The sequence below is a fragment of the Stenotrophomonas sp. 71799_Sma genome, from assembly GCF_056482505.1.
In genome coordinates this window covers 4,157,054-4,181,488 of the sequence record NZ_CM151202.1, presented here as the reverse complement: position 1 = coordinate 4,181,488, position 24,435 = coordinate 4,157,054, and the positions used below count along the sequence as shown (strand labels likewise).

At 66.0% G+C, this 24,435-nt stretch carries 21 protein-coding genes; 14 read left to right on the top strand and 7 right to left on the bottom strand.

Going from position 1 to position 24,435, the window contains the following annotated elements:
* Positions 1-188: 188 nt before the first annotated feature.
* The 12 genes from ACZK4Z_RS19330 to ACZK4Z_RS19275 all read left to right on the top strand — a co-directional run bounded on the left by ACZK4Z_RS19330 (position 189) and on the right by ACZK4Z_RS19275 (position 13,000).
* Positions 189-1,478 carry a sugar MFS transporter gene (locus ACZK4Z_RS19330; protein WP_106469126.1) on the top strand — a complete coding sequence of 430 codons (1,290 nt, stop codon included), beginning with the start codon at positions 189-191 and terminating at the stop codon, positions 1,476-1,478.
* 39 nt (positions 1,479-1,517) lie between these two features.
* Complete coding sequence (locus ACZK4Z_RS19325; protein WP_032128950.1) at positions 1,518-2,585, top strand: LacI family DNA-binding transcriptional regulator; 1,068 nt, start codon at positions 1,518-1,520, stop codon at positions 2,583-2,585.
* A 7-nt stretch (positions 2,586-2,592) separates the two neighbouring features.
* Positions 2,593-3,621 carry an SIS domain-containing protein gene (locus tag ACZK4Z_RS19320; protein WP_049400482.1) on the top strand — a complete coding sequence of 343 codons (1,029 nt, stop codon included), beginning with the start codon at positions 2,593-2,595 and terminating at the stop codon, positions 3,619-3,621.
* Positions 3,621-4,769 (top strand): N-acetylglucosamine-6-phosphate deacetylase, encoded by a 1,149-nt coding sequence (nagA, locus tag ACZK4Z_RS19315; protein ID WP_032128952.1) that lies wholly within the window; start codon positions 3,621-3,623, stop codon positions 4,767-4,769. Before ACZK4Z_RS19320 ends, nagA begins: the two co-directional genes overlap by 1 nt.
* A 23-nt stretch (positions 4,770-4,792) precedes the next feature.
* Positions 4,793-5,851 carry an acyltransferase family protein gene (locus ACZK4Z_RS19310; protein WP_125895633.1) on the top strand — a complete coding sequence of 353 codons (1,059 nt, stop codon included), beginning with the start codon at positions 4,793-4,795 and terminating at the stop codon, positions 5,849-5,851.
* Between the two features lie 299 nt (positions 5,852-6,150).
* Positions 6,151-9,180 (top strand): autotransporter family protein, encoded by a 3,030-nt coding sequence (locus ACZK4Z_RS19305; RefSeq protein WP_125895632.1) that lies wholly within the window; start codon positions 6,151-6,153, stop codon positions 9,178-9,180.
* 258 nt (positions 9,181-9,438) lie between these two features.
* On the top strand, positions 9,439-10,473 hold the full coding sequence (locus tag ACZK4Z_RS19300; protein ID WP_125895631.1) for a S41 family peptidase: 1,035 nt from the start codon (positions 9,439-9,441) through the stop codon (positions 10,471-10,473).
* Positions 10,474-10,476: 3 nt separating this feature from the next.
* Positions 10,477-10,689, top strand: coding sequence for a hypothetical protein (locus ACZK4Z_RS19295; protein WP_125895630.1), 213 nt, complete (start codon positions 10,477-10,479; stop codon positions 10,687-10,689).
* A gap of 150 nt (positions 10,690-10,839) precedes the next feature.
* On the top strand, positions 10,840-11,877 hold the full coding sequence (locus ACZK4Z_RS19290; RefSeq protein WP_049400477.1) for a S41 family peptidase: 1,038 nt from the start codon (positions 10,840-10,842) through the stop codon (positions 11,875-11,877).
* Between the two features lie 3 nt (positions 11,878-11,880).
* Positions 11,881-12,216 (top strand): hypothetical protein, encoded by a 336-nt coding sequence (locus ACZK4Z_RS19285; RefSeq protein WP_125895629.1) that lies wholly within the window; start codon positions 11,881-11,883, stop codon positions 12,214-12,216.
* A 49-nt stretch (positions 12,217-12,265) separates the two neighbouring features.
* Positions 12,266-12,700, top strand: a complete 435-nt coding sequence (locus ACZK4Z_RS19280) for an SseB family protein (protein WP_125895628.1) — start codon at positions 12,266-12,268, stop codon at positions 12,698-12,700.
* A 102-nt stretch (positions 12,701-12,802) separates the two neighbouring features.
* Entirely contained in the window at positions 12,803-13,000 is a 198-nt protein-coding gene (locus ACZK4Z_RS19275; protein ID WP_125895627.1) for a hypothetical protein, read from the top strand.
* Between the two features lie 46 nt (positions 13,001-13,046).
* Here the strand turns inward: ACZK4Z_RS19275 and ACZK4Z_RS19270 are convergent, their stop codons facing one another.
* From ACZK4Z_RS19270 to ACZK4Z_RS19260, 3 genes are all read right to left on the bottom strand, one after another.
* Positions 13,047-14,267: a multifunctional CCA addition/repair protein gene (locus ACZK4Z_RS19270; RefSeq protein ID WP_125895626.1), complete on the bottom strand. Its 1,221-nt coding sequence runs from the start codon at positions 14,265-14,267 to the stop codon at positions 13,047-13,049.
* 114 nt (positions 14,268-14,381) lie between these two features.
* The gene (locus tag ACZK4Z_RS19265) at positions 14,382-14,618 is read right to left on the bottom strand and encodes a hypothetical protein (RefSeq protein ID WP_125895797.1); all 237 of its coding nucleotides are present in this window, start codon (positions 14,616-14,618) and stop codon (positions 14,382-14,384) included.
* A 106-nt stretch (positions 14,619-14,724) separates the two neighbouring features.
* Positions 14,725-16,710 (bottom strand): transglycosylase SLT domain-containing protein, encoded by a 1,986-nt coding sequence (locus ACZK4Z_RS19260; RefSeq protein ID WP_125895807.1) that lies wholly within the window; start codon positions 16,708-16,710, stop codon positions 14,725-14,727.
* A 151-nt stretch (positions 16,711-16,861) separates the two neighbouring features.
* On the opposite strand from ACZK4Z_RS19260, the gene ACZK4Z_RS19255 reads away from it, so the two are divergent.
* Positions 16,862-17,269 carry an ExbD/TolR family protein gene (locus ACZK4Z_RS19255; protein ID WP_032128960.1) on the top strand — a complete coding sequence of 136 codons (408 nt, stop codon included), beginning with the start codon at positions 16,862-16,864 and terminating at the stop codon, positions 17,267-17,269.
* A 9-nt stretch (positions 17,270-17,278) separates the two neighbouring features.
* Here ACZK4Z_RS19255 and ACZK4Z_RS19250 read toward each other — a convergent pair whose 3' ends face one another.
* Positions 17,279-17,881: a hypothetical protein gene (locus ACZK4Z_RS19250; RefSeq protein WP_125895798.1), complete on the bottom strand. Its 603-nt coding sequence runs from the start codon at positions 17,879-17,881 to the stop codon at positions 17,279-17,281.
* A 102-nt stretch (positions 17,882-17,983) separates the two neighbouring features.
* Between ACZK4Z_RS19250 and ACZK4Z_RS19245 the strand changes: the two genes are divergently transcribed.
* Positions 17,984-20,845 carry a TonB-dependent receptor gene (locus tag ACZK4Z_RS19245; RefSeq protein ID WP_125895799.1) on the top strand — a complete coding sequence of 954 codons (2,862 nt, stop codon included), beginning with the start codon at positions 17,984-17,986 and terminating at the stop codon, positions 20,843-20,845.
* Between the two features lie 70 nt (positions 20,846-20,915).
* On the opposite strand, the gene ACZK4Z_RS19240 is transcribed toward ACZK4Z_RS19245, so the two are convergent.
* From ACZK4Z_RS19240 to ACZK4Z_RS19230, 3 genes are all read right to left on the bottom strand, one after another.
* Positions 20,916-21,350: a hypothetical protein gene (locus ACZK4Z_RS19240; RefSeq protein WP_125895800.1), complete on the bottom strand. Its 435-nt coding sequence runs from the start codon at positions 21,348-21,350 to the stop codon at positions 20,916-20,918.
* A gap of 172 nt (positions 21,351-21,522) precedes the next feature.
* Positions 21,523-23,667, bottom strand: a complete 2,145-nt coding sequence (gene fhuE, locus ACZK4Z_RS19235; RefSeq protein WP_049421357.1) for a ferric-rhodotorulic acid/ferric-coprogen receptor FhuE — start codon at positions 23,665-23,667, stop codon at positions 21,523-21,525.
* Between the two features lie 172 nt (positions 23,668-23,839).
* On the bottom strand, positions 23,840-24,391 hold the full coding sequence (locus ACZK4Z_RS19230; protein ID WP_125895801.1) for a M23 family metallopeptidase: 552 nt from the start codon (positions 24,389-24,391) through the stop codon (positions 23,840-23,842).
* Between the last annotated feature and the right edge of the window lie 44 nt (positions 24,392-24,435).

Here is a 24,435-nt window from a genome sequence, read left to right as displayed (position 1 = left end):
ATGGGCCAAGGCCTTCGGCGCATTCAGCACGATGCGTTGCGATCGGGTTGCGCAGTGCAGCACGAGGTTCACAGGGCTGCGCGTGGAAGTTGACAAACCGCGGCTGTCCATCGAAAGAATGTGACAACGTTGTTCCCAGCCACTCTCCGACGCCGCGTTCTGCGGCCGTCGCCGCAGGAGCCCTCCTGATGTCCGCCGTCCCCGCTGCAAGCGCGCGCCCGAACGTGGCCACCTCCATCGCCATCGTAGGCGTGTTGTTCTTCCTGATCGGCTTCTTCACCTGGCTCAACGGCCCGCTGATCACCTTCGTCAAGTTGGCCTTCGAACTCAGCGAGGTCGGTGCCTTCCTGGTGCTGATGGTGTTCTACCTGTCCTACTTCTTCCTGGCCCTGCCGGCGTCGTGGATCCTGCGCCGCACCGGCATGAAAAAGGGCCTCAGCCTGAGCCTGCTGGTGATGGCCGGTGGTGCTGCGTTGTTCGGTGAGTTCGCCACCCAGCGCTGGTACCCGGGCGCGCTTGGCGGCCTGTTCGTGATCGGCAGCGGCCTGGCCCTGCTGCAGACTGCGATCAACCCCTACATCTCCATCCTCGGCCCGATCGAGACGGCGGCACGCCGCATCGCGCTGATGGGCATCTGCAACAAGATCGCCGGCATGCTGGCGCCGGTGCTGATCGGCACGCTGGTGCTGCACGGCATCGGTGACCTCGATGCACAGGTGCAGGCCGCAGATGCGGTCACAAAGGCCGCGCTGCTGAACGAGTTTGCCGCCAAGATCCACACCCCGTACCTGGCGATGGCTGCGCTGCTGGTGGTGCTGGCGGTGGCGGTGCTGTTCTCGCCGCTGCCGGAAATCAAGTCGTCCGAAGCCAACGCCACGCCGGCGGCTGCCGGTGCCGCCGAGCGTCGCAGCATCTTCCAGTTCCCGCATCTGTGGCTGGGCGTGCTGTGCCTGTTCGTCTACGTGGGCGTGGAGGTGATGGCCGGCGATGCCATCGGTACCTACGGCCACGGCTTCGACCTGCCGCTGGACCAGACCAAGATGTTCACCTCGCTTACCCTGGGCGCAATGCTGGTCGGTTACGTGGTCGGCCTGCTGCTGATCCCCAAGGTTGTCTCGCAGTCGCGCTACCTGACCATTTCGGCGGTGCTTGGCGTGGTGTTCTGTCTTGGCGCCTGGGCCACCCACGGCTATGTGTCGGTAGCCTTCGTGGCCCTGCTGGGCTTTGCCAACGCCATGATGTGGCCGGCCATCTTCCCGCTGGCGATCCGTGGCCTGGGCCGCTTCACCGAAACCGGCTCGGCCCTGCTGGTGATGGGCATCGCCGGTGGCGCGATCATTCCGCAGCTGTTCGCCGTGCTCAAGCAGCACATCGACTTCCAGCTGGTGTTCGTTCTGCTGATGGTGCCGTGCTACCTGTACATCCTGTTCTATTCGGTGATCGGGCATCGCGCCGGCCTGCCGCAGGACAAGGCCTGATCGGCGATGATGGACGGCAGCCAACCCCAGGGAAAACCCATGCGCAGAGCGACTATCAAGGACGTTGCGGAGAAAGCCAAGGTCTCGCTGAAGACGGTCTCGCGGGTGATCAACAACGAGCCTTCGGTGATGCAGGCCACCCGTGCGCGGGTGCTGCGTGCCATCGCTGAACTCGATTACGAACCCGATCCATCCGCGCGCAACCTGCGCAGCGGCACCACCTTCGTGATCGGGCTGGTCTACGACAACCCGAACCCGTACCACATCATCGGCGTGCAGAACGGCGTGCTGGCCGCGTGCCGCGAGACCGGTTTCGGCCTGCAGATCCATCCCTGCGATTCCAGCTCGCCGCTGCTGGCCGATGAGCTGGCCGACTGGGTGCAGCGTTCGCGCCTGGCCGGGTTGGTGCTGACCGCACCGATGTCCGAGCGCCGCGACCTGATCCAGGCACTGACCGCGCGCGGCATCAAGCTGGTGCGCATCATTGCGGCCACCGAAGACCCGGCCGATGGTGCCTGCGTATTCGTCGACGACCGCGAGGCCGCCTACGAGATCACCGAGCACCTGATCCAGCTGGGCCACCAGCGCATCGGCTTCCTCTGGGGCGGCATCTCGCACCGCTCATCGGGCGAGCGCTATGCCGGTTACGAAGCCGCACTGAAGGACTACGGCATGACCGTGGACAAGCACCTGGTGGTGCAGGGTGACTACACCTTCGACGACGGTTTCCGGGGCGCACGCCGCCTGCTGGCGCTGCGCGAGCCGCCCACGGCCATCTTCGGTTCCAACGACGAAATCGCCGCCGGTGTGCTGGCCGCCGCCAAGTCGGCCGGCATGAACGTGCCGTATGACCTGTCCATCGCCGGTTTCGAGGACAGCCCGTTCTCGCGCCAGTCGTGGCCGCCGCTGACCACCGCCAAGCAGGCCACCGAAGACATCGCCCGCCACGCCGCGCGCCTGCTGATCGCACAGCTGCGCAGCGACGCCTATGACGATGCGCCGGCACCGCTGCACAACCAGGGCTTCGTGCCGCAGCTGGTGGTGCGCGGTTCGACCGCGCCGATGCGCCCGGTCGGCGCACGCCCCCTTCCTTCCGATCCTGCCTGAGCCTGCCATGTCGCTGTCAGACCCCACGTCCACCCTGATGTTCGCCGAAGCCGCTGAAGCGGCCGACGTGGTCGCGCGCCAGTTCTCGCGCAACCACGCCACCATGGAAACCCTGGCCGCCAGCCTGCGTGCGGCGCCGCCGCCGTTCGTGGTCACCTGCGCACGCGGCAGCTCCGACCATGCCGCCACCTATGGCAAGTACCTGCTGGAAACCCAGCTGGGCCTGGTGGTCGCATCGGCTTCGCCGTCGGTGGGTTCGGTCTATGCCGCACCGCTGCAGCTGCGTGGCGCGCTGTTCATCGTCATCTCGCAGTCGGGCAAGAGCCCGGACCTGCTGCGCAACGCGGAAGCTGCCAAGGCCGCCGGCGCGCGCGTGATCGCACTGGTCAACGTCGAGGATTCGCCGCTGGCGCAGCTGGCCGATACGGTCATTCCGCTGCATGCCGGTGCCGAAAAGAGCGTGGCGGCGACCAAGAGCTACCTGGCGTCCCTGGCCGCGCTGCTGCAGCTGGCTGCCTACTGGAAGCAGGACGCAAGCCTGCGTGCGGCGCTGGACCTGCTGCCGGACGCGATGCGCGAGGCCTGGCAGTGCGACTGGACGCCGGTGACCGAGGGCCTGGTCGAGGCGACCAACCTGTTCGTGCTCGGCCGTGGCCTGGGCCTGGGCGCGGCGCAGGAAGCCGCGCTGAAGTTCAAGGAAACCTGCAGCCTGCATGCCGAAGCCTACAGCTCGGCTGAAGTGAAGCATGGCCCGATGGCGCTGGTCGACCGCGGTTTCCCGGTGCTGGCCTTTGCGCAGCCTGATGAAACCGGCGCCGGCACCCGTGCCGTCGTCGAGGAATTCACCGCGCGCGGTGCACAGGTGTGGATGGCCGGTGCCGGTGGCAACCTGCCGGTAGCGGCCGCGCCGCATCCGCTGTGCGCACCGCTGCTGACCGTGCAGAGCTTCTACCGCGCGATCAACGCGCTGGCGCTGCGTCGTGGCTTCAACCCGGATCTGCCGCCGCACCTGAACAAGGTCACGGAGACGGTGTGATGGCCACGGTCCTGCGCAATGCCCGCATCCTGGCAGGCGACGAGTTCCGCGACGATCTGGCGGTCGTGATCGAGCATGGCCGCATCAGCGCGCTGCTGCCCGATGCAGCGCCGCAGCTGGGCCAGGCCGCCGAGCAGGTTGATCTGAGCGGTGGCTGGCTGCTGCCCGGTTTCATCGATGTGCAGGTCAATGGTGGCGGCGGCGCGCTGTTCAACAACACGCCAGACGTGGCGGCACTGCGCACCATCGCGCAGGCGCACCGCCGCTTCGGTACCACCGCGATGCTGCCGACGCTGATCAGCGACGACGTGGGCGTGATGCGTGAAGCCATCGATGCGATGCGCGAGGCGATCGCGCAGGGTGTGCCAGGCGTGATCGGCATCCATCTGGAAGGACCGTACATCGCGCCGGCCCGCAAGGGTACGCACGATGCCAGCAAGTTCCGTGTGCCAGACGAAGCAGAGATCGCGCTGGCCGCATCGCTGGACAACGGTGTGACACTGCTGACGCTGGCACCGGAACGCGTGCCGCTGGAGACCATTCGCGCGCTGGTCGAGCGCGGCGTGGTCGTTGCCGCTGGGCATACCGCAGGCACCTACGAAGAGATCCGCGCCGGTCTGGATGCAGGCGTGCGTGGCTTCACCCACCTGTACAACGCGATGTCGCCGCTGCAGGGCCGTGAGCCCGGCGCGGTGGGTGCTGCGCTGGAGGACCGCGACAGCTGGATCGGCATCATCGTCGATGGCGTGCATGTGCATCCGGCCAGCCTGCGCGTGGCGCTGGCAGCCAAGCCGCGTGGTCGCCTGCTGTTGGTCACCGATGCGATGCCGCCGGTTGGCGCCGACGATCCCAGTTACGTGCTGTACGGCGAAACCATCACCGCCATCGACGGCGTGGTGCGCAATGCCGCCGGTTCGCTGGCGGGCTCGGCGCTGGACATGGCCACCGCGGTGCGCAACACCGTGCAGCTGCTCGGCCAGCCACTGGCCGAAGCCGCGCGCATGGCCTCGACCTATCCGGCCCAGTTCCTCAACGTTGACGATCGTCTGGGCCACATCGCCGAGGGCTACCAGGCCGACCTGGTGCTGCTGGACGATGCCCTGCAGGTGCGTGGCACCTGGATTGCCGGACAATACGAGGCCGCCTGATGGCCGATCCCTTGAAGGGAAGTATGCCGCCGCGCCGCCTGGGCTCGATCGATGCCCTGCGCGGCATCACCGTGGCGGCAATGCTGCTGGTCAACAACCCGGGTGACTGGAGCGCGGTGTTCGCGCCGCTGCGTCATTCGGAATGGCATGGCTGCACGCCCACCGATCTGGTGTTCCCGTTCTTCCTGTTCCTGGTGGGCGTGTCGATGGCCTTCAGCGTGGCGCCACGCGCGCTGGACACGGCGGCGCGACCCGCGTTGGCGCGCGGCGTTCTGGAGCGCGCACTGCGCATCCTGGTGGCCGGTGCGTTGCTGCACCTGCTGATCTGGTGGGCGCTGCATACCCCTCACTTCCGCATCTGGGGCGTGCTGCAGCGGATCGCGGTATGCGCGGCGCTGGTGGGCGTACTGGCGGTGTATGCGCGGCCGCGCATGCAGGCGGGCGTGCTGGTCACGTTGCTGGTGGGGTACACGGTGCTGCTGCTGGGCATCGGTGACCTGGCGCCATGGACCAACCCGGCCAGCCGTCTGGATACCACGCTGTTCGCACCGTGGATCTATCAATGGCACGCCGACACCGGGCTTGGCCACGACCCGGAAGGGCTGCTGAGCACGCTGGGTGCGCTGGCCAGTACCGTGCTTGGCCTGTTGGCCGGAGGACTGCTGCGCAGCGGGCGTGCCGCGGCGCTGGCGGGGCTGGGTGCGGTGACTGCCGCGCTGGGCCTGCTGCTGGCCGTGGTGCTGCCGTTGAACAAGCAGCTGTGGACACCCAGCTACGTGCTGTGGACCGGCGGCCTGGCCGCGCTGGCGCTGTGGCTGGGCCATGTGTTGATCGACCAGAAGGGTTGGCCGGCGCTGGGCCGGCGCTTCGGTGTCAACGCGATCACCGCGTATCTGGGTGCATCGATAATGTCGGTGGTGCTGATGGCCAGCGGCGCCTGGGGCTGGTTCTGGCAGCAGCTGGCCACCGCGATGCCGCAGGCGCTTGAGCTGGCGTCGATGCTGCAGGCGCTGGCGTTCGTCGCGCTGTGGTGGGGCGTGGCGTGGTGGCTGGACCGGCGGAAGATCTATCTGAAGATCTGACCCCATCCGCCAACGGCATCCATGCATGGCGTGGATCTACCAGGTGCCATGAGTGAATCGATTGGCGATGCAGGGTCAGTAGATCCACGCCATGCGTGGATGCTTTGCGCTTGATTCCCACGTGCCGAAAAAATGAACGATTTCAGCCACATCACATTGGCGTGAGGACCGGGCGATTTCACATCTGAACTGTGATTCTCTGCACGCAAGTTCACCTGTCGAAACGGTTCACCACACGGCAGACTGCAAGCGCAGTGCCGCACATACGCAGTTCCTGATTTCCCGTCCAGGAGTGCCCCATGTCCCGTGCCGTTCCGCGTGCGTTCCGCCCGCGCCGCCTTGCTGTTTCCGTGTTGCAGGCCCTCGCCGTTCCCTCCCTGCTTCTGACGACCGCCAGCGTCGCCTGGGCCGGCTGTAACAACTCGACACCGACCGCCGGCCAGACGGTCACCTGTGATGCCAACGCACCGAATCCGCAGACCACTCCCGTTACCGCCAGTGGCGCGGCTGACGTCACCGTCAACGTCGGCAATGGTGCCCAGTTGCAGCAGAGTGGTGGTGGATCGGCCCTCGTGCTGGTCGGTGCCGGTGGTCACCTGCTGTCAAACCAGGGCACGATCAGTTCGGTGGGCGGTGCGGCCGTGCAGCTTGGGGGCGGCAGCCGCGTCGACAACCGCGGCAGCATCAGCACCGGCAACAACATTGCCCTGCAGTTCATCGGCGCAGGTGACAGCGTGCTGGTCAATCGGGGAACGATCAGTGGTCAGACCGGCGTGCAGTTCGATGCGGGCAACGATCGCCTCGAGATGCAGGCCGGCAGCATCACCGGAGGCGTACTGCAGGGCGATGGAAACGATGTGCTGCTGCTCAGTGACGGCACGATCGACAGCGTCGACCAGGGCGGTGGCGATGACCAGATGACTGTCACCGGCGGCACCGTCACCGGCGTGGTGGTGCAGGGCAGTGGCCGCGATGATTTCGTCATGAGTGGCGGCACGATCGGCGCGCTGCAGCAGGGCGACAACATCGATACCTTCCGCATGAGCGGTGGCCGCATCGTCGGTGCGTTCGAGGATGGCGACCAGGCCTGGATGACCGCTGGCCGCATCGGCCGCGTCAACATGAAGCTGGACAAGAATCTGTGGGATCAGTCCGGCGGCATCGTTGAGGGCAACGTGGTCACCGGCTTCGACACCGACACCATCATCATCTCGGGTACGGCCTACATCGGCGGCAACATCAGTGTCAGTGGTGGTGCCGACAGCGTGACCATCACCGATGGCACCGTGCGCGGCCAGGTACTGCTCAGCACCGGCAACGACACCTTCAACTGGAACGGCGGCGGCATCGTCTACGGCGCGATCGACATGGGGCCGGACAACGACGTGGCCAACCTCAGCAACCTCAACCAGGGCAACCTTGGTGCAGTGCCGCTGTTCGACGGTGGCAGTGGCATCGATCAGCTCAACTTCAACAACGTCAAGGCTGCGGGCGTGGGACGCTTCCAGAACTGGGAGACAATCAGCCTGGCCAACAGCACCGAGCTGACCTTCGATGGTGATCTGGTGCTGGGTGACAGCGGAACCGGCACCGGCACGCTCACGGTGGATGACACCAGCACTGTCTACGCGGGCAGTGGCGGCCATGCCGTCCGTCCGTTCAACAGTGGCACACTGGTGGAGATGGTCAATGCCGGGCGCATCGACCTGACCGGTGCCGGCGCTGGCGACGTGTTCACCGTGCGTGGCAACTACCGCGGTGACGGTGGCGGCCTGTACCTGCGTACCGTGCTGGGTGCGGACAATTCCACCAGCGATCGACTGGTGATCGATAGCGGTGCCGCCACCGGCACGACCGGCATCGGCGTCATCAACGCTGGAGGCAGTGGAGCGGCCACGTTGGCCGATGGCATCCTGTTGGTGCAGGCGTTGAATGGTGGTCGCACCGCGCCGGGCGCGTTTTCGCTGTTCGCACCGGTGGCGGCCGGTGCCTACGAGTACTTCCTGTTCAAGGGCGGTGTCAGTGCCGGTACCAGCGAGAACTGGTACCTGCGCTCGACCGTGGTGGCCGGGCCTGCACCGGCGCCCAACGGAAGCGGTATCAATGGCGCGCCGCCGCCGCCGACGCCACCCGTCGCACCCCCACCACCGATCACCCCGGCACCGCCACCGCCGCCCGAAGGCGCCACCGATCCGGATCTGACCGCAGGCGAGACCGCGCCGCCACCACCGCCGCCGGAACCCGTGCCGGTGGCGCCGCCCAGTGATCCAGCGGTGCCGGACGTGCCGGTGGCTGGCGGAGCGCTGCCCGGAACCGGTGCGCCGCCGACGCCGGGTGCACGCCCCGCCGAGGGCGCAGTGGTACCGCTGTACCGCGTGGAAACCGCCACCTACGCCGTGGTGCCGCCGCTGCTGCGCGAGACCTCGCTGGCCAGCCTCGGCACGTTCCATGAGCGGCAGGGCGAGCAGCGCCTGCTGTACAACCAGGGCGCATTCCGCACGGCCTGGGGCCGGTTGGTGGGGCAGAGCAGCGAGATCCATTGGAAGGGCGATGCGCAGCCGGGCTTCGATGGCGATGTGATGGGCCTGCAGGCCGGCCTCGATGTGTGGGCCACGGCCAATGACAGCCATCGCAATCAGATCGGCGTGTTCGTCGGCCGCACCCGCGCGCAGGGCAAGACCACCGGCCTGGCACTCGGCTGGGAGAACGTGCAGGTGGGGCAGAACCGCTTGGACGACAAGCACGTGGGCCTGTACTGGACGTTCACCGACAGCAGCGGGGGGTACATCGACGCCGTGGCGATGCAGAGCCGTTACGACGGCCGCGTACGTTCCTCTCGCGGGCTCGGCTTCGGCCTGAGCGGCGACGGCACCAGCGTGTCGGTGGAGGCCGGCAAGCCGCTGCTGCACTTCGGTCAGTCCGCATGGTGGCTGGAACCGCAGGTGCAGGTGATCTGGCAGCGCACCTCGCTGGACGACCGTCGCGATGAAGTATCGAGCGTGCGTTTCGACAACGACAATGCCTGGACCGGCCGCATCGGCCTGCGCCTGGCCGGCGATTACCAGTTGGCCGACAACGGCTGGCAACCGTACTTCAAGCTCAATTACTGGCATGGCCGTTCCGGCGAGGATCGCATCGGCTTCGACGATGACGTGATCGTCAACTCGCCGCGCTCGCGCGCAGTGGAAGCCGGCGTGGGTGTGGTCGGGCGCTTCAATCGCACCATCAGTGCGTACGCCGTGGCCGACTACACGTGCGAGCTGGGCGGCGACCGCAACGAGAAGCGCCGCATCATCGAAGGCAACATCGGCCTGCGCGCGGACTGGTGACCACCGCAGGATTGGGTAGGTGCCGACCTGGGTCGGCACAGATTCCACCGGCGCCATGACCTTGCTCTGGTAGGTGCCGACCTTGGTCGGCACGACTCTCTCCGCTGCCATGACCCTGTAGAGCCGAGCCATGCTCGGCTGCTTCGGTCCACTCCCACAGAGCCGAGCATGGGCTCGGCTCTATAGAACACTGGTGCGTGGCGAGATCGATCCCGCCACGGCTATCCTAAGGCTTCGATACATGACAAGGAGTCGTCGATGCTGGACCTAAGGAATGTTCGTGCCGCCATGCTCGCCACGCTGCTGCTTTCATCTGCGGCCGCTGTTGCAGAGGAAACAGTGGAGCTGCCGTCGCCCGAGGCGCGTGAGCAGATGCTGCAATTGTTGGAAACCCAGTCCTTGTACCGTGGCCGCGTCGATTGGAACGACGTGCGCGCACGCCTGAACGCCGCAGGCGATGACCGCGCACAACAGCGCCGTGTTCTGGATGAGGCCGCCGCACGCAGCAGCGGAGGCCACGGCCGTTGGTTTTCACCAAGCGAGCAGCGTCAGCGCTCCGAACGTGCTCAGCGCTTGAATGCCGCTCAGGCGACCGACCTCGCTGCCCCCAGACACGCCAATCCCCGCATCGGCGTGCTGCGGGTGAGCCCCTTCGTGGAAGACCTGCAACGCAGCGAATCGGAACGTTATGAAGCACGCAAGGTCTACGCGCTGGCGTTGCAGGAGCGTATCGCTGGCCTGGATGACGGAATGCGGTGCGGCTGGGTAGTGGATGTAAGCAGCAATGGCGGCGGCAACATGTGGCCGATGTTGTTTGGTTTGTTGCCATTGCTGCATGGAACGCCGGATACGCAGGGAGCGTTGATCGGCGCTTTCCGTAGTGCCAATGGATTGCTGTGGTGGCGGCAGGCGGAAGGTGAAGTCGTGCAAGGCAACGCATCGATGCTGCGTTCACGACAGGGCGCGTATCGGCTGCGTGCGGGCACGGCACCGGTGGCGGTGGTGATGGGGGCAGGCACTGCCAGCTCCGGCGAAGCAGTGGCACTCGCGTTTCGAGGGCAACCAGGGAGTCGTAGTTTCGGTCAGCCGAGCGCGGGCTTTTCTACCGGCAATCGACCGACGACGCTGGTGGACGGTACCACCTTGCTGTTGACCCACAACGTCATGACCGACCGTAACGGCCAGGGCGACGGTGGCAGGATGCAGCCGGATCAGGCTACCCCCAGCGGACCAGCCACCCTTGCCGCCGCCCAAGCCTGGCTGCTGGCCCAGCCCGCCTGCCAGAGCAGCTGATCCATGATCCTGAACGGCCAGCAGGAGCGGGTGGTGGTCGGCCCAACCGAACCCCAACACTGCCTGCGCTGCCAGACGGAAACCGAGTTCGCGCCCCAGCTGCGCTACAAGATGGCGCGCATCGACCTGCTGTTCGGCCTCACCTACCATCGCCGCTACGAGACCCGCTCTGGTAGGTGTCGACCTTGGTCGGCACAGATTCCACCGGCGCCATGACCCTGTAGAGCCGAGCCATGCTCGGCTGCTTTGATCGTGTCCCATGCAGCCGAGCATGGGCTCGGCTCTACAACGGCTATCCGCATAATGGCGCGGCATGATTCGCCACGGTTATGCTGTGAACCTGACCCAACGACAAGGAAACGTCGCATGCAGATGTGCAAGGGAGTGCCTGGGAATGGCGCGCTGATACTGACCCTTCTGGCAGCCAACGCAACGGCCGCCATCGCGTCCACCACCGAAGTACCTTCGCCGGAAGCGCAGGTACAGATCCTGGATCTGCTCGAGCATGAAGCCTTGTACCGCGACAAAGTGGACTGGCCTGCCGCTCGTAAGCGACTGGCGTCGTTGCAGGCGTACCCGGGTGCGTTGCATACCGCTCTGCGTGAGATCATCGTGGAGAGCACCGGGGGGCATGGTGTCTGGATGACGCTTGCACGCAAGCGTGAAGCCACGGAGCGCTCGAAGCAGGTCGGCGCTGAGGCCGTTGCCAAGGCGAAAGTGACTGGTGCCGTCGATGCACGCATTGGCTGGGTGGTCATCGAAGGCTATGCCGCCACGCCGGGGGCTGCGCGGCAGGACGAGTTCAATCAGGACATCCAGCGCGCGCTGCAATGGCAGGATGTCATCCGTGGCAAGGACAGCGGCGATCGCTGTGGCTGGATTGTCGATCTGCGCAGCAACCATGGGGGCAACATGTGGCCGATGCTGCTGGGTGTTGCGCCGTTGCTGCGCACGTCGTCGACAGGCGTGGAAGAGGTCGGGTCGTTTGCTACTGCCCACGGGTCGCGGCGCTGGAGTCTGACGCCGACCATGGTGCAGGTCGATGGTCGTCCCAGGCTGGGATTCGGTCGACCGGGGTATTCCCTCAAGCAGCCCGGCGCGCCCGTCGCCGTTCTGGTCGGGTCGAATACCGCCAGCTCTGGCGAAGCGACGATGCTGTCATTCAGGGGGCGCCCCCAGACGCGGAGTTTCGGGCAGTCGACAGCGGGCTTCTCGACAAGCAACGATACGCGGCCCCTGGTGGATGGCAGTGTGTTGGCAGTGACGACCGCGGTGATGAAAGACCGCACTGGCGCTGGCGCCGGTGCCAGGATTACTCCGGATGAATTGACGACAGGCGATGCGGCCACCCTTGCCGCCGCCCAAGCCTGGCTGCTGGCCCAACCCGCCTGCCAGGGCCGCTGATCCATGATCCTGATCGGCCAGCAGGAACGGGTGATGGTGGTCGGCCCGACCGAAGCCCACCACTGCCTGCGCTGCCAGACGGAAACCGAGTTCGCGCCCCAGCTGCGCTACAGGATGGCGCGCATCGACCTGCTGTTTGGCCTCACTTACCACCGCCGTTATGAGCTGGCCTGCACCCGGTGCGGGCACGGCTGGGTGCTGGACACCGACACCATGGACCAGCAGCTGGGTGGGGTGCCGATCTCGTGGCGGCACCGCTTCGGCCTGCCGCTGATGCTGGTGGTGGTGGCCGGTCTGGCGGCGTTGGGCTGGCTGTGGCGGCACGGATTCCTCGGTTGAGGACCGGGCCTGTTAAAGTCTGCCCTGCAATCACGTACCGGAAGCGACCATGGACCACGACACCCCGTTCGACCCCCTCAACGACCTCGAGGTGCGCCTGTTGCAGGCCCAGGACGGCACGCTGACCGCAGCGCAGTTCCTCGACGGCCTGCTGACCTCGACGGCGTTCGTGCTGCTGGACAAGGCCATTGGCGAAGACGGCGCCTGGGACGAGAGCATCTCGCCGCTGGTGCTGACCAGCGAGAGCGGCGAGGCGATGTTCGCGGTGTTCACCGCGCCCGAGCGTGCTGGCCTGTGGCACGAGCAGCTGCCGCAGTTCGCCCATGCCATGCCGATTGCGGTGCATGCGCTGTTGGCCGGTATCGGCGACGGCGTCGGCCTGGTGCTGAACCCGGGCCTGGACGTGGGCATGGAGATGATTCCCGATGCCGTGGCCCAGCTGAAGCAGCGTGCAGCGGCGATCACCCGCGGCATGGCGCACTGAATCCAGGGATTGTCTGGTTGCCGGCCAGCGGCCGGCACTACCCGTGATGCCGGACGGCGGCGATGGTTTGCAAGTGCGTCCTGTTCAATGGAGAGGAGCATCGTGGGCAAGCGTTCTAACCGATCGCTGTGGGTCTATGAGATCGGCCTTCTTGCGGGTTTGGCACTGGCAGCTGCGTTCATCACCCGGTTCAATCCGGTGGAGACGCTCCGGTTGGGTGGTTGGCTCTTCCTCTTGATGCAACCTATCTTGTTGGGTGCTCATGCAGTCGACCACTTCTCGCGCAAGCGTCGTCGATAGACGGGCGATGTGAAGGTGCCGGCCAGCGGCCGGCACTACCCGGGCTTCAGCGGGCGGCGGCGATGGCTTTCACCCGCGCCTTGGCCAGCGCCTCGCCAATGGCCGGGCCCTTCAGATGCGTGGTATCCAGATCCCGTGCCTGCACTGACAGCGCCGCCTGGTGCAGGCGCTTGAGCGTCTCGCCCTGCGGGTAGTCGCTGTCCTCGAAACCGAGCCGGCCGCGCTTGTCGGCCTCGCAGCACAGCGCGATGCGGGCCACGCGTTCCGGCCGGCGCAATGCATCGCAGCGACCCAGCAGTTCCAGCACGGTGGCATCGCGCAGTTCGTCGATGCGGTGCACGTTCAAGTGCTCGCGGCACACCGCTTCGGCCAGCTGCTGGTGCTCGGTGGGAATCTTCAACCGCGCGCACAATGCCTTCAGCGGTTTGATGCCGCGCTGCTCGTGCATGATGTGGCGTGGCCATTCCTCCGGCGGGGTCAGGCCCTTGCCGAGGTCGTGGGTGAGGGCAGCGAAGCCGACCAGGTCATCACCCGGTGCCAGTTTCGCGGCCATGTCGCTGACCATTTCCTGGTGGATGCCGGTGTCGACTTCCGGATGGAATTCGGCACGCTGCGGCACGCCATACAGCGCTTCCAGCTCGGGCAGGATCGGGCCCAACGCATGCGCAGCGTGCAGCGTGCGCAGGAAGGCGGAGGGCCGTTCACTGACCAGCGCCTTGCGCAGTTCCTGCCAGACGCGTTCCGGCACCAGCGCGTCCAGCTCGCCACTGGCGGCGACCTCGCGCATCAGCGCCATGGTCTCTTCGGCGACGGTGAAGCCCACTGGCGCGAAGCGTGCCATGAAGCGCGCCGCACGCAGCACGCGCAGCGGATCTTCCACGAACGCCGGGCCGACGTGGCGCAGCACGCGCTGCTCAAGATCGCGAACGCCACCGTAAGGATCGACCAGCGTGCCGGTTTCCTCATCGCAGGCGATCGCGTTGATGGTGAAGTCGCGGCGCTGCAGGTCCTCTTCCAGCGTCACCGCCGGATCGGCATCGACCACGAAGCCGCGATAGCCACGGCCGGATTTGCGCTCGGTGCGCGCCAGCGCGTACTCCTCGCCGGTCTTCGGGTGCAGGAACACCGGGAAATCGCGGCCGACGGCGGTGTAGCCCTGCGCCTCCATCTGCGCGGGCGTGGCACCGACCACCACCCAGTCGCGGTCGCCGGCAGGGCGTTGCAGCAGGCGGTCGCGCACGGCGCCGCCGACAAGATAGATCTTCATGGGAGGATGATCGCATGCCCGGCGCAGATGCACCGGTAGTGCCGGCCGCTGGCCGGCAACCCCTGGGCAAATAGCGGTTGCCGGCCAGCGGCCGGCACTACCGACGCAGATGCATCACGGCAGGCCGCGCCACTCCGGCACGAACAGGCCTGCCAGGAACCACAGGCCGTAGACGATCCACAGGCAGAGGAAATAGAGCTTGATCTGCGCTTCGTCCCACAGGCTGCCCCAGCTGTCGATGAAGGCCAGCGACTTCCAGCCTTCCATCCAGGCCGCGCCACCCCAGCGCAATACCCAGGTGGCGAACAGGCTCCAGGCGGCGAACATCCCGATCCAGGCCAGCAGGCTCATTGCTTTCCCCTCCCCGGGAAACGGATGCCGGGTAGTGCCGGCCGCTGGCCGGCAACCCTTGGATAATGGCCGAAGCCGGCCAGCGGACGGCACGACCGTGTTGCGATCAATCGCCGCCCTGGTCAGCGTTGGCGGCGCAGCTGAAGCTCTTGCGCTTGTCCACCAGGCGGCCCATCAGACGGTCGCTCAGAGGCAGCGCATCACCATTGAGGCGCCAGTCGTAGATCACGCTGAAGGCCAGCACGCGTGCGACGTACTCGCGGGTTTCCTTGTAGCTGATGGTCTCGATCCACAGGTCCGGGTCATAACCCGGGCGCTGGCTCTGCCAACGCGCGGTCGGGGTCGGGCCGGCGTTGTAGGCGGCGATGGTCACGTACGGCAGACCGTCGTACTTGTTCATCAGCTGGCGCAGATAGGCGGTACCGATGGCGATGTTGGTGTCCGGGTCGTACAGGCTGTCGGCGCCGCCGTAGCCGGTCAGGCCGATCGACTTGGCCACGCCGGCACCGGTGGCCGGCAGCACCTGCATCAGGCCCATGGCGTTGGCAGGCGAGCGCGCGCGCGGGGTGAAGGTACTCTCGGCGCGGATCTCTGCCGCCACCCAGGCCGGATCGATCGCGTTGCGTGCCGATTCGCGGCGGATGGTGGCGTCGTGGTGCAGCGGGAAACGCAGGTCGTACAGGCGCTGTTCCTGCGGCTGCTTGCCGAGTGCGAACACGGCGCGGTCGAACCAGCCATTGTCCTGCGCCACGCGCACCGCGAGGCGGCGCTGGGTATCATCGAAGCGCGACAGCGCGCTGTTCCATTCGGCCACGGCCCAGCCGGCGCGATCGATCTGGTACAGCGCCATCGCGCGCTGGATGGCTGGGTCGCGTGCGATCACCGCCTGTGCCTGCGCGCTGTCGTTCGGCTTCCACGGGCACAGCGTGTAGCCCTGCTGCAGTTTGTCGGCGGCGAGGAAACCATGGAAGGTCGGTGCGCGCGCGGCCTCGCGGAACAGCGGCTGCGCCTGTTGGGCCTGGCCGGTCTTCTCCAGCATGCGGCCTTCGAAGTAGCGCCAGCGCGGGTCGCTGCGCTGCTTGCTGCCCATCTTGCGGATCGCGGTCAGCGCCGCCGGCCAGTCACCGCGCGACATCGCTTCGCGCACGCGCCACTCGTGCAGGCGTTCGTCGTACGCCGATTCCGGCACCGCGTTGAGGCGCCGCGCCGAATCGGGCAGGTAGGACGCCACCGTCCACAGTGCGATCTGGTACAGCACCTGGCCCTGCTGCTCGGCACTCAGGCCCAGTGCCTGCGCGTACTGAGGCAGCTGCTGTTCGGTGGCGCCGGGATCGGCCTTGGCCAGCTTGGCCAGGCCATCGGTGGCGATGCGCCGGCTGCGCTCGTTGCGCGGCCAGTTCAATGCGCTGGCGTTGGGCTTGTCGACAAAGGCCGCGTAATTGTTGGCCAGCGCCAGGTCGGTGGCAGGCAGGCCCCGTGCGGCGCTGCGCATCACAGCGGGTTGCTGGGCGTCGGCGGCAGCGTCGATGCGTTCCCAGCGCAGGGCGTCGCTCAGACCTCCCTGTGCCTGCAGCACGGCAAAAACGGCATCACAGCCGTCCGGCAGCGACTTGCCGTTCTTGCGCCACAGATCCTGCGCTTCACTGATCCACTGCGGATCAACCTTGCCGGTCACCTGGCGCGCGGTCAGCTGCGCACAGCGCAGGCCGGCGTTGTCGGTGGGCGCCCAGTTGGCGAGCAGGGTCGGCCAGTCCTGGCGGCGTGCGACCGAGGGCAGCCATACGCTGCGGAACGTGGTGGCCACGGCCTGGCCGTCGTAGCGCTTGAGGAAGGCCTGCGCCTGCGCGGTATCGACGGTGTCGATGTTGCGGCGCAGGTTGGCGTACTCCAGCCAGCCGTATGCCGGATGGCGGCTGAGTGCGGCGGCCTGGCCGGGATCGAACTGGCCGCGTTCGGCGGCAGCGATCGCGGCCTTCAGCTGCGCGTTCTGGGCGTCGAGGGACTGGGCATTGGCGCAGCCGATCAGCAGCGTGGTGGCCAAGGGCAGCAGGGACAGGGCGGTCGAAGAGCGTCGGGTCATGGCGGGCAGCATAGCGGGCAATGGCTGAATTCAGTTTCGCATTGCGTGCACGCGATGGGTCGGCAACGGCAGCTGAATGCTCGTGCAGCAGGCACTGCCTCGCGAGCCTGCGGGCGACGTAGTGTCGAGCTTGGGCGAACGGCCCGGCTGCAGGGAGCGGCACATGGCGTTCAGTAGCGCAGGAAGAAGCGGCCCGCTGGCGGACATCAATGTCACGCCACTGGTGGATGTGATGCTGGTGCTGTTGATCATCTTCATCGTGACCGCGCCGATCGTGGCCCGGCCGATTGCCGTGCAGTTGCCGCAGGCCACCGATCGCGTGGTCGACCGTCCCGAACCGCCACCGCCGATCGAGCTGCGCCTGGACGCTGCCAACCAGCTCAGCTGGAATGGCCAGCCGATGGCGATCAGTGAGCTGCAGGCGCGTCTGCAGGCACAGGCGGGCGAACATGCCGGCAACCTGCCGGAGCTGCGCATCGCCACCGATCCGGCGGCCGAATACGAAGGCATGGCGAGGATTCTGGCCGCAGCCGAGGCGACCGGCATGGAGCGCATTGCGTTCGTGCGGTAGTGCGATGTCTCACTGCCGCTCATGCGGTGATTGCTGCATGAGCGGCGCTTCCCCTGCTGACAGCGTCGCATCCAGGATCCGCAGAAAGGCCATTTCAATCTGCGCTGGAACCGGGGTTGGATGTGCTCGCCACCTTCCGGTCCCAGGGGCACGTTCAACGTCGAAAGCAGTCAACTCGGCTCTCTCGAAATCCACCACAACCGTCAATCCCTCTCCCGAGACCAACGCCGCATCGCTGGGAGAGGGGCAGTTGTTGCACTCGATCACGCCGCCTGCTCTCGATTCGCCCGCCAGGGAAAAAAGCAGCGTCATCACCGTCGTGACACCCAGCACCGCACTCACCGCTTTCATGATCGATCCTTCCGCGAATGGCTGGAGGTGCGAGTCTGCGCTGGATCGACTAGCGGCGCCTTCTGAAAGAGGGAATTTCAAACTATTCCTGAAACGGTCCGGCAGAGACCTTTTCCATGAATGTGGCAGCCCCCGGCGCGCGCTGTCGCAGCCGGCATCAAGGCTGCCTGTCGTGAACAATATCGTCCGGTCATAACCTGCAGCCATCTGACGCAATCGGCCTCCAATTGCGTCAATTCCGCGTGAAAGAGTGTCGATCATCACGCCGCGATTTTTACCACTTGTTTACAAAGGAGACGGCGCCGCCATGCAGGGAGGGAGTGCGGCAGCCCATGTCCCGACATTCCTTTGGAGAGAGAGCGAATGAATCACCTGCACCACCGCCCTTTGGCGGTTGCCGTCGCGCTGTGCGTGATGACCCTGGCACCGTTGGGTGCCGCTGCACAATCCACCACCAACCTCGATGCGGTGGAAGTCACCGGTACCCGCATCAAGCGCGCTGAAGTCGAAGGCCAGGTGCCGATCCAGACGCTGACCCGCGGTGATATCGAACGCACCGGCCTGACCTCGATCGGCGAAGTGCTGCAGCAGCTCACCGGTTCCGGTTCCGCGCTCAATGCCAAGTTCAATTCGTCCGGCAACTTCGGCTTCCCGCCCGATGGCAGTGGTGTAGGTGCTGGCTCGGCGCAGGTGGACCTGCGCCACCTGGGCGCCAAGCGCGTGCTGGTGCTGGTTGACGGCATCCGCTGGGTCAATGAGTCGTCCGCCTCCGGTGTGGGCTCGGCCACCGACCTCAACACCATTCCGCTGGCCATCGTCGAGCGCATCGAAGTGCTCGAAGATGGCGCGTCGTCGCTGTATGGCTCCGATGCCATTGCCGGTGTGGTCAACATCATCACCCGCCGCGACTTCGATGGCGGCCAGGTGACCCTGAACTACGGCGAGTACAGCAAGGGCGATGGCACGCAGAAGGGCGTGGATCTGGCCTGGGGCAAGAGCGGCGACCGCTTCAGCCTGTTCCTCGGCGCCAGCTGGACCAAGCAGGATCCGGTGTTCGCCAATGACCGCGAGCAGTCGCGCTTCCCGATTCCCGGCACCGGCCTGGCCTTCGGCAGCGGTGGCATTCCGCAGGGCCGTTTCATGTTCACCGACCCGAACACCGGTGCGGTGCAGAACATCGTGCCCAATACCGGCGTGAGCAACCCGCGCTACGACGGCAGTGCCGGCTGCGCGCGCACCGATGACTATCACTGCTTCACCAGTGCTGATCGCTTCAACTTCGCCGAATACAACATGGTGCTGACACCGTCGGAGCGTAAGGGCCTGTTCGGTCAGTTCCGCTTCGACATCACCGACAACGTGCAGTGGTACGTCAAGGCACTGGGCAACCGCCGTGAGTCGACCAACCAGGCCGGCCCGGAGCCGCTGTTCTTCGGTCCCGATGGCGCCACCGGCAATCCGCTGGCCGACAACATCACCGTGTCTGCGCTCAACCCGTACAACCCGTTCGGCTTCGACCTGGTCTCGGGTGACAACCTGAGCCTGATCGGTCGCCGTCCAGTAGAGGGCGGCGCGCGCGTGTTCAAGCAGGAAGTGGACACCACGTATTTCGCCACCGGCTTCGTCGGCAACTTCCAGGCGGCTGACCGCAGCTGGTACTGGGACGTCAACGGCATGTACAGCAAGAACAAGGCCGAACAGACCAACTACGGCAGCTACAACATCTACAACGTCAACATGGCGCTGGGCGATCCGTCCGTCTGTGCGGCGACGCCGGGCTGCGTGCCGCTGAACATCTTCGGCGGTGCCGGTTCGATCACTCCGGACATGCTGAAGTGGATCCAGCCGGTGGTGCGTGACCGCAGCCAGAACGAACTGAGCCTGTTCACCGCCAACCTGTCCAGCGACCTGTTCACGCTGCCGGCCGGCCCGGTGTCGTTCGCTACCGGCTTCGAGTATCGCAAGTACGAGGGTTCGTACCAGCCCGATCCGCTGACGGTGGCGGGCCACTACAACGGCGTGCCTTCGCAGCCGACATCCGGCTCGTATGACGTCAACGAGGCCTACCTGGAGTTGAGCGTGCCGATCTTCGCCGACTCTTCATTCGGCAAGAAGCTGGACCTCAGCCTGGCCGGCCGCTATTCGGACTACTCCACCTTCGGTGGCGAATTCACGCCCAAGTACGGCCTGCGTTGGCAGGTGACCGACGATTTCGTGCTGCGCACGACCTATGCCGAGGGCTTCCGTGCACCGTCGATCGGTGAGTTGTACGGTTCGGCCGCGCGTGCCGACCTGCAGTTGTTCGATCCATGCTCGGTGGGCCTGGGCGGTACGCCGCCGCGCGGCAGCGCCGCCAACTGTGCCGCGCTGGGCGTGCCGGCCGGCTTCCAGCAGGCCAACTCGCAGATCTCGGTGACCACCGGCGGCAACCGCGAGCTGGATCCGGAGCGCTCGCGCAGTTTCAGTGCCGGTTTCGTGTGGAGCCCGTGGTTTGGCAACAACACCTCGTGGTCCGAGCGCTTCGACGTGGAGGTGACCTTCTATCGCCATGCCATCGATGGCGCGATCCAGGCAATCAACGCGCAGACCCAGCTGGACCTGTGCGTGGAAACGCTGGATCCGATCTACTGCGATGGCATCACCCGCGCCAATACCGGTGCAGTGAGCAGCTTCAACAACCGCCTGACCAATCTCGGCTCGATCAAGACCGATGGCTGGGACGTGGATCTGTTCTGGACGTTGCCGCAGAGCTCGATCGGCCAGTTCAAGCTGGGCTGGAAGAACACGTTCGTCGGCCGCTACGAGGCCACCGGTGCGGCGGGCCAGAAGCAGCCGCAGAAGCCGGGCGTGGAAGTGGCCGACAGCTCGATTCCGGAATGGACCAGCAATGCCAGCATCGGTTGGACGCTGGACCGCTGGAGTGCCAACTGGACCGTTCGGCATATCTCCGAATTGACCGAGAACTGCGGTGACGCCTCTGTATTCCCGGTCTGCAGCAACCAGGCCGCAGGCACCAATACGCTGTCGGCCACCACCTTCCATGACATGCAGGTGGGCTACAAGATCGACTGGATGAAGGGGCTGCAGCTGACCGCTGGCCTGAACAACGTGTTCGACAAGGATCCGCCGATCTGCCTGTCGTGCTCGTTGAACGGTTACGACGCTTCGACCTATGACATCCCGCGTGGCCGCTACTGGTACCTGCGCGCGGACCTGCGTTTCTGATGAAGGGACGGCGCCGGGCTCAGCCCGGCGCCGTTGCAGCGTCGAGCCATGCTCGACTCCATGAAGGTGGTCAATCCGGAATGTCCTGTTCCGGGTCATCCTGTTCAAGGCTGGCACGGCGGAACGCGGTGCGTGCCCATCCCAGCCCGGCCACGATCATCATCGGCCCGACCGCGAAGGCGGGCAGTGAGGGAATGCGGAACTGTGGCAGTGTTTGGACCAGCAGGTTGTACAGGATCCAGGCCACCAGGATCAGGCCGATCCCCGCGCACAACAGTCCGAACAGCACCTGTGGAATGCCCATTGCCAATCCCAGCGCGCGCTCGGAGCGGGTGGGAGTGGGGATGGCGCGCAGTTCACGGCCCAGATCGAACCAGAACAGGATCGCTCCGGGCAGGCCGATCAGCAGAAGCAGGATGAAGTAGCCATTGCCTGTAGCGACCATCAGCGGCAGCGAAGAGAACAGGGCCACGAGCGAGAGACCGAGTTTCGTGCGGGTGCGCATGGCCGGTCGTCCTGGAGGGGAAAGGCGCGGAGGTATCCGTCTGCGCGACGCTACACCTGCAAGGGCAGCGCGGCAAAGGGGGCGCCGAGCGCCCCCGTTGTGGTGTCGAGCCGTGCTCGACGACCCCGTGTGATCGAGTCGAGCATGGCTCGACGCTACAAGGCCGGTTGGATCAGAACGCCCAGGTGAACGTCAGCGAGCCATTGCGGCCGTCGCCGTAGGCACCGTAGCCGGTGATCTGCGAGTAGTACTTCTTGTCCAGCAGGTTGTTGAGGTTGGCCTGCACGCTGAACTCCGGCGAGATGCGGTAGCGCACGAAGGCACTGACCAGCGCGTAGCCTTCCTGTTCGAAACGGCCCACTACCGGCGCAGCGTAGTAGATGCGGTTCTGCCAGTTGGCACCGCCGCCGACGGTCAGTTCCTGCAGCGATTGCGGGGTGTAGCTGGTGAACAGCTTCAGCGCGGTCTGCGGCAGGTTGGTGTTGATGTCGGCGCCGTTGATGTCCTTGGCCACGTAACGTGAAGCACCGAAGGTCGCGTTCCAGCCCGGTGCCAGTTCGCCATTCACTTCGAACTCGAAGCCACGGCTGACGGTGCCACGTGCAGCGATGTAGGCGGTCTCGTTCATTTGCCCGTCGACCTTGTCCATGGTTGCCTGGCCAACGTTGTCCTGCTCGATGCGGAACACTGCCACGGATGCATTCAGCCGGTTGTCGAACCACGCGCCCTTGACGCCGACTTCGTAGCTCTTGCCATCGACCGGATCGAGGTAGCTGCCCTGCTTGTTGCGCAGCGTCTGCGGCTGGAAGATCTCGGTATAGCTGGCGTAGGCGGAGTAGGTATCGTTGATGTCGTAGACCAGGCCGGCATACGGCGTGGTCACTTTGTGCGAGCGGTCGTTGCCTTCGTCTTCGCTCTTCCAGTCGGTGTAGCGCGCACCGATGATCAGCTTCAGTGGATCAGCCAGCGACAGGCGTGCGGCGGCATAGCCGGCCTTCTGGGTGATGGTGCCCTGGCTGGCAAGCTTCAGCGGTCGCCAGTTCGGCTGCGGGAAATCACCGGTCCAGCCGAAGTAGCTGGCCAGCGGCAGGTACTGTGCATTCGGATCGTTGAAGTCAGGCTGGAAATCACCATAGTTGGCGAACTCACGCTTGTTGTAGCTCAGGCCGGCCATGAACTGGTGCTCGCGGCCGAACAGCTGGAACGGCCCATCGATGTAGCCATCGATGCCATCAACCTTGCGCTCGGTGTTGTAGAAGCCGGCCATCGGCGTGATGCCGGCGCCCGTGGTCTTGTTGAACGCGGTGTAGGCCGGATAGAACAGCTTGTCGTCGGCCTTGGTGCGGTCGTGGGTGGCGCCGATCTTGAACTTCCAGCCGTTGCTGAAGGCATGCTGCAGGGTGGCGAACGCACGCTTGCTGGTGGTGTCCCAGTAGGTCCAGTCCGGCGACGGATTGAACGAGGTCGGATAGTTGGTCGGGCTGCCATCGGCGTACCACATCGGGAAGCCGCCCCAGGTCGCGCCGTTGGCGCGCTTCTGCTGGTAGTCGTAGCCTACGCTGAGCTGCGTGTCCGGGGTCAGGTCGGCGTCGATGACGGCATAACCCAGCGTCTTGCGCTGGTTGTAGCGGTCCATCTGACCATCGGTGTCCAGGTAGCTGCCGATCACCCGGCCGCGCACCGTGCCACTGGCGTTCAGCGCGGTGCCCACGTCCACGGTGGTGCGTGTGCGGCCCCAACTGCCGACGTTCACCGAGATGCTGCCGGTCAGTTCTGCGCTGTCGGCGTGTTTGCGGATGAGGTTCACCGAGGCGGACGGATTGCCGGCACCGCTGAGCAGGCCGGTAGCGCCGCGTACCACTTCCACGCGGTCGTACAGCGCAAGATCGAGGCCGGAATCGCCGTAGCTCCAGTTCTGCACCATCTGCGTCGGCAGGCCATCGAACTGGTAGGCATCGATGTAGAAGCCACGCGCGTAGAACTCGGTGCGCTCGCTGTCGGACTGGGTGCTGGTCACGCCGGTGGTGTTGGCCAGCACGTCGATGATGTCGTCCAGCTTCTGATCTTCGATGCGCTGGTGGCTGATGATGCTGACCGACTGCGGGATCTCGCGCGGTGCCAGATCGAAGCGGGTACCGGCCGAGGTGCGGCGCACCGAATAGCCTTCGGCACGTTCGCCCTTGACCACCACCTTGTCCAGCGTGGTCGGATCGGCGGCGGTGTCGGCGAAGGCGGCCGGGGCCACGGCGCAGAGAACGGCAAGCACGGCAACGGACAGCCGCTGCGGCTGCAGGGTACGGAAGGCGGGACGGGTCATGGGGGTCCTGGACGAGCACGCGCGTTCGGCCGGCATCCAGGAGGCGAGGCGCTACGGGTAGGGGAAGGGCGGGCAGGCCGTCCTGGCACCACCGGAAACGAAAGAAATGGTAATACGAACTATTCCTATTTACAAATCATGAACAGTTCGGCGCGCGGGCGCGCCATGGCGATCAGCGAAGCAACGGCAACGGGTCGCGGGGGCCGTTCGTGGCGTAGATGCCCCAGTGCAGATGCGGTGGCGTGCCCTTGGCATTGCCGCTGTCGCCCACGTGGCCGAGCAGGTCACCGGCCTGCACCACCTGGCCGCGCGCCAGGCCCTCGGCCCAGCCTTCCAGATGCGCGTAGTAGTAGCGTTCCCGCCCGGGCCCGATCACCCAGACCTGGCGGCCACCGAGGCCGCGTTCGCTGACATCCGCGATGACGCCGGCAGTGACGCTGCGCACCGGCGTGCCGCGCTGGGCGAAGATATCGATGCCGGCGTGGGAGCGGTCGCGGCCGCGCGGCGCGCCGAAGGTATCGGCGATCTGGCGGGGGCGCACACCCTCCACCGGCACCGGGAGTTCGGTGGCCGGCGGCATGCGCGAGAGTCTCCACAGCATCCTCGGCGTGGCCGCCCATGGGCTGTTCCACAGCGCCATCGCGGCAACGACGGCAATGGCCAGCCACAGGCCGCGCAGCAGCCAGCGGCGCAGGCGACCGGCAGGAGAGGAAGGAGTGCTCATGGTCTCCGACTGTAGCGTCGAGCCATGCTCGACGGCTGTTGCTC

Excerpts from the sequence above, each read along its gene's own strand:
- ACZK4Z_RS19330 (WP_106469126.1), top strand. The coding sequence starts at position 189 with ATGTCCGCCGTCCCCGCTGCAAGCGCGCGCCCGAACGTGGCCACCTCC.
- ACZK4Z_RS19325 (WP_032128950.1), top strand. The coding sequence starts at position 1,518 with ATGCGCAGAGCGACTATCAAGGACGTTGCGGAGAAAGCCAAGGTCTCG.
- ACZK4Z_RS19320 (WP_049400482.1), top strand. The coding sequence starts at position 2,593 with ATGTCGCTGTCAGACCCCACGTCCACCCTGATGTTCGCCGAAGCCGCT.
- nagA (WP_032128952.1), top strand. The coding sequence starts at position 3,621 with ATGGCCACGGTCCTGCGCAATGCCCGCATCCTGGCAGGCGACGAGTTC.
- ACZK4Z_RS19310 (WP_125895633.1), top strand. The coding sequence starts at position 4,793 with ATGCCGCCGCGCCGCCTGGGCTCGATCGATGCCCTGCGCGGCATCACC.
- ACZK4Z_RS19305 (WP_125895632.1), top strand. The coding sequence starts at position 6,151 with ATGTCCCGTGCCGTTCCGCGTGCGTTCCGCCCGCGCCGCCTTGCTGTT.
- ACZK4Z_RS19300 (WP_125895631.1), top strand. The coding sequence starts at position 9,439 with ATGCTGGACCTAAGGAATGTTCGTGCCGCCATGCTCGCCACGCTGCTG.
- ACZK4Z_RS19295 (WP_125895630.1), top strand. The coding sequence starts at position 10,477 with ATGATCCTGAACGGCCAGCAGGAGCGGGTGGTGGTCGGCCCAACCGAA.
- ACZK4Z_RS19290 (WP_049400477.1), top strand. The coding sequence starts at position 10,840 with ATGCAGATGTGCAAGGGAGTGCCTGGGAATGGCGCGCTGATACTGACC.
- ACZK4Z_RS19285 (WP_125895629.1), top strand. The coding sequence starts at position 11,881 with ATGATCCTGATCGGCCAGCAGGAACGGGTGATGGTGGTCGGCCCGACC.
- ACZK4Z_RS19280 (WP_125895628.1), top strand. The coding sequence starts at position 12,266 with ATGGACCACGACACCCCGTTCGACCCCCTCAACGACCTCGAGGTGCGC.
- ACZK4Z_RS19270 (WP_125895626.1), bottom strand. The coding sequence starts at position 14,267 with ATGAAGATCTATCTTGTCGGCGGCGCCGTGCGCGACCGCCTGCTGCAA.
- ACZK4Z_RS19265 (WP_125895797.1), bottom strand. The coding sequence starts at position 14,618 with ATGAGCCTGCTGGCCTGGATCGGGATGTTCGCCGCCTGGAGCCTGTTC.
- ACZK4Z_RS19260 (WP_125895807.1), bottom strand. The coding sequence starts at position 16,710 with ATGCTGCCCGCCATGACCCGACGCTCTTCGACCGCCCTGTCCCTGCTG.
- ACZK4Z_RS19255 (WP_032128960.1), top strand. The coding sequence starts at position 16,862 with ATGGCGTTCAGTAGCGCAGGAAGAAGCGGCCCGCTGGCGGACATCAAT.
- ACZK4Z_RS19250 (WP_125895798.1), bottom strand. The coding sequence starts at position 17,881 with ATGATCGACACTCTTTCACGCGGAATTGACGCAATTGGAGGCCGATTG.
- ACZK4Z_RS19245 (WP_125895799.1), top strand. The coding sequence starts at position 17,984 with ATGAATCACCTGCACCACCGCCCTTTGGCGGTTGCCGTCGCGCTGTGC.
- ACZK4Z_RS19240 (WP_125895800.1), bottom strand. The coding sequence starts at position 21,350 with ATGCGCACCCGCACGAAACTCGGTCTCTCGCTCGTGGCCCTGTTCTCT.
- fhuE (WP_049421357.1), bottom strand. The coding sequence starts at position 23,667 with ATGACCCGTCCCGCCTTCCGTACCCTGCAGCCGCAGCGGCTGTCCGTT.
- ACZK4Z_RS19230 (WP_125895801.1), bottom strand. The coding sequence starts at position 24,391 with ATGAGCACTCCTTCCTCTCCTGCCGGTCGCCTGCGCCGCTGGCTGCTG.